The sequence below is a fragment of the Roseateles sp. P5_D6 genome, from assembly GCF_054049415.1.
This window is the reverse complement of the sequence record NZ_JBFUMK010000008.1, coordinates 149855-163031: the sequence shown is the minus strand read 5'-3', so window position 1 is coordinate 163031 and position 13177 is coordinate 149855. Positions and strand designations below refer to the sequence as shown.

The window sequence follows — 13177 nt, the reverse complement described above, 5'->3', positions numbered from 1 at the left end:
CCCCGGGCATGCCTGTGGTTGTCGGGGAGGTGCAGCGGTTATTCTGACCCGCCATGCCGCTCATCCTCGTAGTCGACGACCAGCCGAGCAACATCCATGCGCTCTACCAGCTGCTGGTGGACGAATGTGAGGTCTCCATGGCCACCAGCGGCGCCGAGGCGCTGGCCTTCTGTGCCCAGCAGCTGCCCGACCTGATCCTGCTTGACGTGCTGATGCCCGAAATGAGCGGCTATGAGGTCTGCGACCGCCTGAAGGCCGATCCGCGCACGCGCGGCGTGCCCGTCATCTTCGTCACCGTGCAGGGCAGCGCCGACGACGAAGCCCAGGGCTTTGCCCATGGCGCGGTCGACTACATCCCCAAGCCCTTTGTCGACGTCGTCGTCAAGGCGCGGGTGCGCACCCAGCTGGCGCTCAAGCTGGCGTCCGAGAGCTTTGCGCGTTCGCAGATCGAGCTCTTCCAGCGCGACAAGCTGGCCTCGGTCGGCCGCACCATCTCGGGCATCGCCCAGGAGCTGAGCTCACCGCTGGGCAACGCGCTGATCTCGGCCTGCACGTTGCAGGACGACCTGACCCATCTGCGCGGCTTGTCCGGCACCAGCAACATCAAGCGCAGCGACCTCGACAAGCACCTGCGCGTCAGCGAGGAGAGCGTCGGCCTGGTGCTGTCCAACCTGCAACGCACCCTGTCCATCGTCGACTCCTTCCTGCAGTCCACGGCCGACAACTTCGGCGACCAGCGCCGCAGCTTCTCGCTGCTGGAACTGGTGCACGAGGTGGTGGCCGGTCTGGCACCGGCACTCCAGACTCACCAGGTGCGCTGCGAGCTGGACGCCGGCGACGATCTGCACTTGCTGAGTTTTCGCGGCGCCCTGGCCAAGGTGTTGTCCACGCTGATCCAGAACGCCGTCAAGCATGCCTACCGCGAGGCCGGAGGCGAGGTCCACCTGCGCGTGCGGCCGCTGGGCACGGACCAGCTCACAGTCACCGTGCAGGACCATGGCGTCGGCATCCCGCCCGGCATGCTCGGGCGCGTCTTCGACCCCTTCTTCTCGACGCGTTTCGGCCCCAACCGCAGCGAGCCTGGCCTGTACATCGTGCGCAACCTCGTCACCTTTGCACTGGGCGGGCAGATCCAGGTCGAGTCCACGCCCGGCGTGGGCACGACGGTGCGGTTGACGCTGCCGCTGATATCGCCCGAGGCGCGGCGCGCGGCGGGTTGATGCTGGCAGGCATTCGCGCCCGACTGGCGTTGCTGGGCGGCCTGCTGCTGGTGCTGGCACTGGGGCTGGGGCTCTATCTGTTGCAAAGGCCGTCGGCGCAGGCCGCGCAGGGCCCCATCGTCATCGGGCTGCTGCATGCCTTGAGCGGCCCGATGGCGGCCAGTGAGGCGCCGCTGGTGGCCACTGTCAAGCTGGCGGTGGAGGAAATCAATGCCGGCGGCGGTCTGCTGGGCCGACGCGTCGAACTCAGGATCGAGGACACGCGCTCCGAGCCGCGCGTTGCTGCTGCCGCCGCCGAGCGCCTCATCAGCACCGAACATGCGGTCGCCCTGTTCGGCTGCTGGTCGTCCAACTGCCGCCAGGCCGTCAGGCCTGTCGTCGAGACTCATCGCCATCTGCTGTTCTACCCGCTGGCCTACGAGGGCATGGAGCAGTCGCCGAACATCATCTACACCGGCCCCACGCCCAACCAGCACGCACTGCCCGCCACCGACTGGGCCATGCATGGCTTCGGCCGGCGGGTCTACCTCATCGGCACCGACGGCCTCTACCCGCGGCGTGTCAACGCGATGCTGCGCGACTTCATCCTGCTGAGTGGCGGCCAGGTGCTGGCCGAGCGCTATGTGCCGCTGGCAGGCACCGACATGGGCGGCGTGCTGGCCGACCTGCAGCGCGTCCAGCCCGATGTCGTCATCAGCACCATTGGTGGCAGCAGCAATCGCGCCTTCTTCGATGCCCTGGTGGCGGCCGGCCTGACCGACCTGCCGCTCATGTCCCTGCGCGCCGCCGAGCCGGAGATGACCGCCTATGACGGCGGCCGACTCGACCGCCATTTCACGGCCTGGAGCTATCTGCAGTCGCAGCCCGGGCCGGCCAATGAGGCCTTCCTGGCGCGGCTGCGGCGCAGCCAGGGCGAGGGCATCCAGGCCAGTGATCCGGCGGTGTCGGCTTACATCGGCGTGCAGCTCTGGGCCGCCGCGGTGCGCGAGGTCGGCAGCGCGCAGACGGACGCGGTCAATGCCAATGTGCTGCAGCAGAGCATCTCAGCCCCCCAGGGCTTCGGGGCGGTGGACAGCCAGAGCCGGCATCTGTGGCGCCAGCTGCGCATCGCCCAGGTCAAGCCGGGCGGTCAGCTCGCCGAGGTGTTCGCGCTGCCGCGCTACATCAAGCCGGCACCGTGGCCGGTGTTCCGTTCGGCAGAGCACTGGATGGCGGTGCTGCCGCGCACCGAGGGCGCGCCGTGATCGCCGCCGTGCCGGTCGTGGAGTCGACGCGCCGCGCCTGGCGCGTCGGCCCGGCCCTGCTGCTGGGCCTGATGCTGCTGTCGATGCTGCCCCTGGGGCTGGTCGGGCTGTGGCAGCTTTCCAGCTTTGAGAACAGCCTGCATGAGACGGTGACCGAAGGCCTGGTGGCGATCTCGCGCAAGAAGGTCCACGAGATCAACGAATACCTCAACGAGGTCGAGGTCGATGGCCGCCTCGTCGCCCAGGCCAGCGACACGCGCGAGCTGCTGGTGCAGCGCGGCGACGCGGTGGCTACCCGCGTGAGTGCCGGCAGCCGGGCCTTTTTCGAGCGTCTCTACGACAGCGGCAAATACCTCAACCTGCTGCTGGTGCAGCCCGACGGGCGCATCAGCTTCGCGATGAAGGCACCGGCCGGCTCGACACCCGAGCTGGCGCGGCTGGACGGCGGCGCCTACGAAGGCAGCGAGCTGCTGGCCGCGCACCGCCGCGCCATCGGCCAGCTGGACCCGCAGCTGACGCCGGCCCAGCGCCTGCGCGGCGAGGGCCCGGCGACGCTTTTCCTGGTCCATCCGGTGGTTGATGGCGATCGCGTGCTCGGCAGTGTCGTGTTGCAGCTCGACCTGGACCGCCTGCTGCGGGTCGCGACCGAGCGCTCGGGGCTGGCGCTGACGGGCGAGACGGTGCTGGTGCAACGCCAGGGCGACCGGGCCGTCTTCATCAACGACCTCAAGCGGCCGCCGTTGCAGACGCTGACCGGCTCGCTGGACCTGGCCTCGCCCGAGCCGCCGCCGGCCGTGCGCGCCCTGCGCGGCGAAAGCGGCAGCGGCCTGACGCGTGACTACGCCGGTATCGAGATCGTCGCGTCCTGGCGCCACCTGCCCGCGCTGGACTGGGGCATCTCCGTCAACATCGACGCGGCCGAGGCGTTTGCGCCGGCGCGTGCGCTGCGCGACCGCTTGGCTCTCGCCCTCGGCCTGTCCCTGCTGCTGGCCCTGGGCCTGGGTCTGCTGCTGGGGCGTCGCCTGGTCGAGCCCGTCCAGATGCTGAGCGGTGCGGTGGCCCGCATCGCCGGGGGCAAGCTGGATGAGCGAGCGCCGGTCTGCGGCTTTGCCGAGTTCCGCGAGCTGGCGCGCAGCTTCAACCAAATGACGGAACAGCTCGTCGTCGAGCGCCAACTGCTGGAGGCGCGCGTCGAGCAACGCACGCGGGCGCTCAATGAGAGCGAGCAGCGCTTTCGCGGCGTCTTCGAGCGCGCCCAGGTCGGCATTGCGCTGTGCGACGCCCAGGGTGTCATCCTCGACGTCAATCAGGCGCTGACGGCCATGCTGTGCCGCGAGGCCGGGGCGCTGCGCGGCGCCAAGCTGGCCGATCTGCCGGACTTCCGGCCCGGCCGCCTGCCCGGTGGCGAGCTGGCGCGCCTGGCGGCCGGGCGGTTGGACCATGTCCGCTTCGAACGCGGCTTCGCGCTGCCCGGCGGCGGCGAGCTGTTCGTCGACGGCAGCGCCAGCGCCATCCGCGATCGCCGTGGCCGCCTCGTCAACGTCGTGCAGATGCTGGTCGACGTGACCGAGAGACACCGCGCCGAAGTTGATTTGGTACGTGCTCGGGTTGCGGCCGAGGCGGCCAGCCAGGCCAAGAGCGATTTCCTGGCCAACATGAGCCACGAGATCCGCACGCCGATGAGCGGGGCCTTGGGCATGCTCAACCTGCTGCTGCGCACCGAGCTGTCGCCGCGCCAACTCGACTATGCGGCGAAGGCCCGCACGGCGGCCCAGGCGCTGCTGGCCGTCATCAACGATGTGCTGGATTTCTCCAAGGTCGAGGCCGGCAAGATGGAGCTGGACCCGCACCGCTTCGAGCTCAGCGACTTCATGCGCGAGCTGGCCGTCATCCTGTCGGCCAACGTTGGTGCCAAGGACATCGAGGTGCTGTTCCGCCTCGACCCGCGCCTGCCCAGCGCCCTCGTCGGCGATGCCACCCGGCTGCGCCAGGTGCTGCTCAACCTGGCCGGCAATGCGCTGAAGTTCACCGAGCGCGGCGAGGTGGTGCTGGGGCTGTCGTTGCTGGGCGAGACGGGTGGGCAGGCGCGGCTGCGCTTCGAGGTTCGCGACACCGGCATCGGCATCGCGGCGGACAAGCTCGATCACATCTTTGCCGGCTTCAGCCAGGCCGAGCAGTCGACGTCGCGCCGCTACGGCGGCACGGGCCTGGGCCTGGCCATCAGTCGGCGGCTGGTCGCGCTGATGGGTGGCGAGCTGCGCGTGGACAGTCGCGTCGGCGAGGGCAGCCGCTTCCATTTCGATCTGCTGATGGCGACTGCGCCGGCCGAGCGCGGTGAGCCCGACACGGCGCAGCGCGGCCTCAAGGTGCTGATCGTCGACGACAACCCGATGGCCCGCGAGGTGCTGCAGGGCATCGGCGCCAGCCTGGGCTGGGACTGCGACCTGGCAGCCAGTGGCGAGCAGGCGCTGGACGTGGTGCACGAGGCCGCCGAGCGCGGCGAGCCGCATTACGAACTGATCCTGATGGACTGGCGCATGCCGGGGCTGGACGGCTGGGAGACCTCGCGGCGCATCCGCGCCAGCCACGAGTCCGATGCGCCCGTCATCATCATGGTCACGGCCCATGGCCGCGAGCTGCTGGCCGAGCGCAGTGAGCAGGACATCCAGGGCCTGGGCGGCTATCTCGTCAAGCCGGTGACGGCGTCCATGCTGCACGACGCCGTTGCTGAAGCCACGCGTGGGCAGCCGGCACCGCTGCCGCGGGCCGCCGCCGAACCCCGACTGCAGGGCATGCGCCTGCTGCTGGTGGAGGACAACAGCGTCAACCAGCAGGTGGCCCAGGAGCTGCTGGAAGGCGAGGGCGCCGTCGTGACAGTGGCCGGCGGCGGCGTCGAGGGGGCCCATCTGGCCAAGGTGGCCGAGCCCGTTTTCGACGCCATCCTGATGGACCTGCAGATGCCCGACATCGACGGCTTCGAGGCCACGCGGCGCATCCTCGCGCACCGGGCCGACAGCCTCATCATCGCCATGACGGCCAATGCCATGGAATCGGACCGCCAGGCCTGCCTGGCCGCCGGCATGCGCGACCATGTCGCCAAGCCCGTGGACCTGGAGCAGCTCGTCGCCAGCCTGCGCCGCCACGTCGGCCCCATCCCCATGCGGCCGGCGCCGCCCCCGCCGCCGGTGTCGGCACCGCTGCTGGAGCGCGAGGCAGCGCTGCAGCGCCTGGGCGGTCGAGCCGCCTTGTACGAGCGACTCGCCAAGTCCTTCGCCCAGGACGCGCCCGCGGAGATGGACACGCTCAGGTGCCATCTGCAACAACAAGCCCTGGCCGACGCGACGCGCGTGCTGCATACCCTGCGCGGCTTGGCCGGCGCCGTCGGCGCCACCGCGCTGGCCGTATCGGCCGGCCGCCAAGAGCTGGCATTGCGCGAGGGTGGCAGCGCCAGCGCGGTCGATCTGGTCGGCTTGCAGGGGCTGCTCGACGCCAGCCTCGCCGTGCTGTCCGCCGCTGTCGTGCCCGGCCCGCCGCCGCCCACTGCCCCCGCCATCGTGAGCGAGCCTCTGGAAGCACTGCGCCGGCTGCGCCAGTTGCTGGTCGAACGCAATATGCGCTCGGTCGCAGTCTGCGAAGAGCTGTCCACGCAGCACGCCGACGCCTTCGGCACCGAGCTTGCCCAACTTTCCACGGCGGTGGCGAAGCTGGATTTCAGCAAGGCCCTGAAGGCCTGCGACCAGTTGCTGGATCGCCTCAATCCCCGCTGAGCGCCGGCCGAGCCGCCGAAACGGCAAAACCCATTCCCGGGGTGCGGGCGCCATGGGCTTGCGTACAATGAGAATCATTCTCATCAAACCGACTCGTCCGCCGAGCCCGCCCATGTCCGAGCCGCTGTTCTCCAGCCTCGCCGCCGCCCCTGCCGGGCAGGCGCTGACCGTCCAGCAGGTCAGCGCACCCGGGCATTCGCCGGAATGGGCGGCGTGGCTGGCCGATCTGGGCTTTCTGCCGGGTGAAGCCGTGCGCGTGCTGCGCCGCGGCGCCCAGCGCACCGGCAACCTGGTCGTGCGCATCGGGCAATCGACGTTTGCGCTGCGCCATGCCGAAGCCGAATGCATCGCCGTGACGCCGCGCGGCCATGACTGAGTCCATTGTCCATGTCCACCGCGGCGGCAAGCTGGTGGCCCTGGTTGGCAACCCCAACTGCGGCAAGACGGCCCTGTTCAACGGCCTGACCGGCAGCCATCAAAAGGTCGCCAACTACGCTGGCGTGACCGTCGAGCGCAAGGAAGGCCGCCTCGTCACCGTGGCCGGCAAGGCCTTGCGCCTGCTGGACCTGCCCGGCACCTACAGCCTGCACCCGCGCTCACCCGACGAGCGCGTCACCTGCGATGTGCTGGCCGGCCGCGCCAAGGGCGAGAAGCGGCCCGACCTGGTCGTCTGCGTGCTGGATGCCACCAATCTGCGCCGCAACCTGCGCCTGCTGCTGGCCGTGCGCCGCATGGGCCTGCCCGTCGTCGTAGCGCTGAACATGGCCGACCTGGCCGCCCGGCGTGGCCTCAAGATCGACCCGGTTGCCCTGGCCGCCCAGCTTGGCGTGCCCGTCGTGCGCACCGTCGCCATCCACCGCGAAGGCCTGGACGAGTTGCGTGCGCTGCTCGACAAGCCTGAGGTCTGGGAGGCCGCGCCCCTTGCCGTCGCCGGCGAGCAGCAGGTCGACGACCATGTCACTGTGCGCACGCTGCTGCGCGAGCTCCACCTCGACCATGAACTGCCCACCCTGCCCAGCGACCGCGTCGACCGCGTGCTGCTGCATCCGGTGGCCGGCTCCGTCATCCTGGCCGTCCTGCTCTTCCTGCTCTTCCAGGCCGTCTTCTCCTGGGCCGAGCCGCCCAAGGACGCCATCGAGAGTGGCATGGCCTGGCTCGGCAACCAGGTCGGCCTGTGGCTGCCCGAGGGCTGGCTGCGCAGCCTCATCGTCGATGGCGTCATTGCCGGCTGCGGCGGCGTGCTGGCCTTCCTGCCGCAGATCCTGATCCTGTTCTTCTTCATCCTGCTGCTGGAGGAGTCGGGCTATCTGCCGCGCGCGGCCCTGCTGCTGGACCGGCTGATGGGCAGCGTCGGCCTGTCGGGGCGCAGCTTCATCCCGCTGCTGTCCAGCTTTGCCTGCGCCATCCCCGGCATCATGGCCACGCGCTCCATCTCCAATCCGCGCGACCGCCTCGTCACCATCATGATCGCGCCGCTGATGACCTGCTCGGCGCGGCTGCCGGTCTATGCCCTCCTGATCGGCGCCTTCGTGCCGCACCGCGAGGTGGCGGGCTTCGAGCTGCAGGGGCTGGTGCTGTTCGGCCTGTATTTCGCCGGCATCCTGGGCGCGCTGGCCGTGGCCTGGGTGCTCAAGCGCTTCACGAGCACGGGCCGCCTCGTGCGGCCGCTGATGATGGAGCTACCGAGCTATCACTGGCCGCATCCGCGCTCCATCGCCATTGGCCTGTGGCAGCGCGCCATGATCTTCATCAAGCGTGTCGGCGGCATCATCCTCGTGCTGACCATCGCGCTGTGGCTGCTGTCCAGTTTCCCCGGCCCGCCGGAGGGCGCGACCGGGGCGCCCATCCAGTACAGCGTCGCGGGTTATCTAGGCGCGGGCCTGGCCAAGATCTTCGCGCCCATCGGCTTCAACTGGCAGATCAGCCTGGCCCTGGTGCCGGGCCTGGCGGCGCGCGAGGTGGCCATCAGTGCGCTGGGCACGGTCTACGCGCTGTCGGCCACGGGCGACGATGCCGCCCAGGCGCTGGCGCCGCTGATCCAGCAGAGCTGGAGCCTGGCGACGGCCCTGTCGCTGCTGGCCTGGTATGTGTTCGCGCCGCAATGCATCGCGACGCTGGCGGCGGTGAAGCGCGAGACCGGCGGCTACAAGATGCCGCTGATCATGACGGGCTATCTGTTCGGGCTGGCCTATCTGGCCTCCTTCGTCACCTACCGCGTCGCGCTTTATTTGGGCGCTTGACGTCAGCGTATTCTGGGCCGAGCGCTGGGCCGCTCCCGAGCCGGCCCGCTTGGGCGTGTGCTTGTGGCTCAATGCCGCAAGCATCGCCGTCTCCTCGGGGGACCGGCTGGGCGCGCCCGCGTTCAGCGGGGCGAGACCGGACGAGGGGCTTCAGGGAGTGGGCCGCGTCGGCACCGACGCGCTGCAGATGTCGATATAGCCGGGGCTGTGCACGAACCAGCCGCCGCGAAAGCGCCTGGCATCGAGCAGCTGCGTCCAGGTGGTGGACTCGGTCCGCAGCACCTGCAGCGCGGGCCGCTCGGCGGCCGGCACCTCGGCCAGCAGGCGGATGCGCTGGATGCCGGTGCGCTGCTCGGGCTTGTCGTAGAAGCCCATGGCCGCGCCGCCGCGGGGCAGGCCGGACAGCAGCTCCATGCCCTTGAGCACGCGACCCACCACGGTGATGTTGAGATCCAACCCGCGCGGCGCCTGGCCGATGACGACATAGAGCTCGGTGCCGTTGCTGGAATCGATCGCGTCGCTGCGCCCGGCGCCGACCATGCCGTAGCAGTGGGCCAGCCAGGCCCTGCCGGCCTTGGGATCAGCGGCGACCGGGAAGCCTTCGGCAAAGCCGGTGCGTGGCGCCCAGCCTTCCACATCGGGCAGCCTGGTGAAGGCGGCTTCCTTGCCGACCTTGTCCAACGGCACGGAGAACTCGGCGGGCAGCTTGGCTGAGGCGCCGGCCGGCAGCGGCTTGGCCTTGGCGGCGTCCTCGCCATCGGGGTCGCCCCATTGGGTGACGAAGTTGTCCTGAACGCGCAGGATGGCCAGGCCATCCCAGTAGCCACCGCGGGCCAGGGCGCGGATGTTGGCGGCATGGGCCGGCGCAAAGCGCGGGGCCAGTTCGATGATGACCTGACCCGACGCCAACTCCATCAGCAGCGTGTTCTCGGGATCGAGCCCGCGCCAGTCGCTGGCCGGCGAGCCGGCGAGGATCTGCTGGGCGGTCTTCTTCGCGGCCGCCTTGACCGGGGGCTTGGCAGCCTTGAGGGGTGCGGCAAGGGCGGTGGACAGCAGGCCGGCAGTGGCCAGCGCGAGAGCGATGTGTTTCATGGGCGCGCAGCTTAACGGCGGAGGGGCTTCCTACAATGCGGCGATGCCCGAGACCGCTGTTCAAGACCTGCAAGACCTGCCCTATGTCCACCTGCGCATGCACACCGAGTATTCGGTGGTGGATGGCACCCTGCGCACCGATGACGCCGCCGACGCAGCCGCGGCGGATGGCCAGGTGGCGGCGGCCATCACCGACTTGGCCAACCTGTTTGGCGGCATCAAGTTCTACAGCGCGATGCGCAAGAAGGGCGTGCAGCCCATCCTCGGCGCCGACTGCTGGCTGGAGACCGACGCCACCGACAAGCCGCCGACGCGCCTGCTGCTGCTGGTGCAGAACAGCCAGGGTTATCTCAACCTCAGCGAATTGCTGTCGCGCGCGTGGATCGACAACGTGCAGCGCAACCAGGCCTGCCTGAAATGGGAATGGCTGACGGAGCTGGGTGGCGGGCTGATCTGCCTGTCCGGGGCCCAGCATGGCGGCCTGGGCCAGGCGCTGATGCAGGGCGACAAGGTGCGCGCCAGGGAATGGGCGCAGCGGCTGTCAGAAGTTTTTCCGGGGCGCTTCTACATCGAGCTGCAGCGCGCCGGCCTGCCCGGCCAGGAGGCGCTGGTGCAGGCCAGCGTGCCGCTGGCGGCGGAGCTGGGCCTGCCGGTGGTGGCGACACACCCGATCCAGTTCCTGGGCGAGGACGACTTCGAGGCCCATGAGGCGCGCGTCTGCGTGGCCGAAGGAGAGACTCTCGCCAACCCCAAGCGCATCAAGCGCTTCCTGCCCAGCCAGTATTTCAAGACGCAGGCGCAGATGCGCCAGCTGTTCAAGGACATCCCGAGCGCCATCCAGAACACCACCGAGATCGCGCGCCGCTGCTCGTTGACGCTGGTGCTGGGCAAGCCACAGCTGCCCAATTTCCCGACGCCGCTGCTGGACGACGGCACGCCGATGCCGATGGAGCAGTATTTCCGCGAGCTGAGCCACGAGGGGCTGGTGGGGCGGCTCAAGCATCTCTTCCCCAACGAGGCCGAGCGCGACAAGGAGCGCCCGCGCTACGTCGAGCGGCTCGAGTTCGAGCTGAACACCATCATCAAGATGGGCTTCCCGGGCTACTTCCTCATCGTCTCGGACTTCATCCGCTGGGCCAAAGCCAACGGCTGCCCGGTCGGCCCGGGCCGGGGCTCGGGTGCGGGCTCGCTGGTGGCCTATGCACTGCTGATCACCGACCTGGACCCGCTCAAGTACAACCTGCTGTTCGAGCGCTTCCTGAACCCGGAGCGCGTGTCGATGCCCGACTTCGACATCGACTTCTGCCAGGGCAACCGTGACCGCGTCATCGACTACGTCAAGGACAAATACGGCCGCCCAGCGGTCAGCCAGATCGCGACGTTCGGCACCATGGCCGCCAAGGCCGCGCTGCGCGACATCGGCCGCGTGCTGGGCATGGGCTTCGGCCATGTGGACAGCATCGCCAAGCTCATTCCCGCGCCGCCGGGCAAGACGGTGACGCTGGCCAAGCTGCCGCCCAACTTCGACCCCGACAAGGCCAAGGTCATATACGCCCGCCACGAGGCGCCGGAACTCGAGGAGCGCGAAAAGAGCGACGAGGAAGTGGCCGAGCTGCTGAAGCTCGCCGCCCGCGTCGAAGGCATGGTGCGCAACATCGGCATGCACGCCGGCGGCGTGCTGATCGCGCCGGGCAAGATCACCGACTTCTGCCCGCAATACCAGCAGCCCGGCTCAACCTCGGCCGTCAGCCAGTTCGACAAGGACGACGTAGAGGCCATCGGCCTCGTGAAGTTCGACTTCCTGGGCCTGGCGACGCTGACCATCCTGGAGCTGGCCAAGGACTTCATCGTCGCCCGCCACGCCGACCGCGCCGGCTTCGACTGGGCCAATGTGCCGCTGGTCGACAAGAAGGTGTTCGACCTCTTCGGCAAGGGCTACTCCGAGAGCGTGTTCCAGTTTGAATCGCCCGGCATGCAGCGCCTGTTGAAGGACGCCAAGCCGTCGCGCTTCGAGGACCTGATCGCGCTGGTGTCGCTGTACCGCCCCGGCCCGATGGACCTGATTCCTTCCTTCGTGGCGCGCAAGCACGGCAAGGAGACCATCGAGTACCCGCACCCGCTGCTGGGCCAGGTGCTGGAGGAGACGTATGGCGTCTTCGTCTACCAGGAGCAGGTGATGCAGGCCGCCCAGGTGCTGGGCGGCTACAGCCTCGGCGGCGCGGACATGCTGCGCCGCGCGATGGGCAAGAAGAAGGCCGAGGAAATGGCCATGCACCGCGAGATCTTCCGCAAGGGAGCCGCGGAGAAGGGCATCGACCAGGCCAAGGCGGATGAAGTCTTTGACTTGATGGAAAAGTTCGCGGGCTACGGCTTCAACAAGTCGCACGCCGCCGCCTACGCGCTGCTGTCGTATCACACGGCCTGGCTGAAGACGCACTACACGGCCGAGTTCTACGCCGCGAACATGACCATCGAAATGGACGACACCGACAAGCTCAAGGTGTTGCTCAACGACGCCAAGATCTTCGGCATCGAATTCCAGTCGCCTTGCGTCAACAAGGGCGTCTACCGCTTCGAGCCGATGACGAACCGCCTCGTCAACTACGGCCTGGGTGCCGTCAAGGGCACGGGCCGCGGCGCCATCGAGGCCATCATCGCGGCGCGCGAATCAGGCGGGCCCTTCCTGAGCTTCTATGACTTCTGCCTGCGCGTGGACCGCAAGGCCGTCAACAAGCGCGCGGTGGAGGCGCTGATCAAGGCCGGCGCCTTCGACAGCATCAACCCCGAGCGCTCCCGGCTGCTCGCCAGCGTCGGCCGCGGTTACACGCATGCCGAAACGCAGGAGGCCAATGCCGATCAGGGCGGCCTGTTCGACTTTGGCGACTCGCACGCGGCCTCGCATGTCGAGCCCGATCTGGTCGACGCGCCCGTGTGGAGCATCAAGGAGCGCCTGTCGCTGGAGAAGACCGCCATCGGCTTCTACCTGTCGGGTCACCTGTTCGACCACGGCGGCGCCGAGGTGCGGCGCATCGTCAAGCGCCAGATTGCCGACCTGGTGGACAGCCGCGAGCCGACCCTGGTGGCCGGCATCGTCAGCGACATGCGCGTCATCAACGGCCAGCGCGGCCGTGTCGCCATCTTCAAGATCGACGACAAGAGCGACGCCATCGAGGCCGTGGCCAACGAGGAACTGCTGAACGCCAACAAGGAACTGCTGGCCGAGGACGAACTCATCATTGCCCAGGGCAAGGTGCAGAACGACCGCTTCTCGGGCGGCCTGCGCATGAATGTGCAGGCGGTGTGGAGCCTGTCGGCGGCGCGCGCCAAGTTCGGCCGGCATCTGCTGCTGGGCAATGCCGGTGCCGCCGGGTTGGTCAAGGAGCTGGTCGAGCGCTTTCCGCCGCGCGAGGTCGAGACGGAGGAGGGCGGCAAGCGCAAGTTCGGCCTGCCCGTGCGCGTGTCGGTCAAGGCCGAGCCGGATGGCGACAGCGTCGGCGCGCGCTGGCTGGTGGAACTTGGCGAGGCCAGCCGTTTCTGGCCCGCGGACGAGGCTTTAGCCAAATTGGGCACAGCGGCTGAGGTCATTTACGAAGCTGGATGAGCCCCGGCATCGG

At 69.0% G+C, this 13177-nt stretch carries 7 protein-coding genes; 6 read left to right on the top strand and 1 reads right to left on the bottom strand.

Annotated features, from left to right (window positions below; translation table 11 throughout):
- Positions 1-53 precede the first annotated feature (53 nt).
- The 5 genes from ACXJKM_RS13130 to feoB all read left to right on the top strand — a co-directional run bounded on the left by ACXJKM_RS13130 (position 54) and on the right by feoB (position 8471).
- Positions 54-1220: a response regulator gene (locus tag ACXJKM_RS13130; RefSeq protein ID WP_457352815.1), complete on the top strand. Its 1167-nt coding sequence runs from the start codon at positions 54-56 to the stop codon at positions 1218-1220.
- Entirely contained in the window at positions 1220-2464 is a 1245-nt protein-coding gene (locus tag ACXJKM_RS13125) for an urea ABC transporter substrate-binding protein (protein ID WP_457352813.1), read from the top strand. The genes ACXJKM_RS13130 and ACXJKM_RS13125 overlap by 1 nt, the downstream gene beginning before the upstream one ends.
- Positions 2461-6231 (top strand): response regulator, encoded by a 3771-nt coding sequence (locus ACXJKM_RS13120; protein WP_457352812.1) that lies wholly within the window; start codon positions 2461-2463, stop codon positions 6229-6231. The genes ACXJKM_RS13125 and ACXJKM_RS13120 overlap by 4 nt, the downstream gene beginning before the upstream one ends.
- A 112-nt stretch (positions 6232-6343) precedes the next feature.
- A complete protein-coding gene (locus tag ACXJKM_RS13115) occupies positions 6344-6607 on the top strand; it encodes a FeoA family protein (protein WP_082532912.1) in 264 nt (87 codons plus the stop codon).
- Positions 6600-8471 (top strand): ferrous iron transporter B, encoded by a 1872-nt coding sequence (gene feoB, locus ACXJKM_RS13110; RefSeq protein ID WP_457352810.1) that lies wholly within the window; start codon positions 6600-6602, stop codon positions 8469-8471. Before ACXJKM_RS13115 ends, feoB begins: the two co-directional genes overlap by 8 nt.
- A gap of 150 nt (positions 8472-8621) precedes the next feature.
- Here feoB and ACXJKM_RS13105 read toward each other — a convergent pair whose 3' ends face one another.
- Positions 8622-9563, bottom strand: a complete 942-nt coding sequence (locus ACXJKM_RS13105) for a peptidylprolyl isomerase (protein ID WP_457352808.1) — start codon at positions 9561-9563, stop codon at positions 8622-8624.
- A gap of 43 nt (positions 9564-9606) precedes the next feature.
- Between ACXJKM_RS13105 and dnaE the strand changes: the two genes are divergently transcribed.
- Complete coding sequence (gene dnaE / locus ACXJKM_RS13100; protein ID WP_457352806.1) at positions 9607-13164, top strand: DNA polymerase III subunit alpha; 3558 nt, start codon at positions 9607-9609, stop codon at positions 13162-13164.
- The last annotated feature ends 13 nt before the right edge of the window (positions 13165-13177 follow it).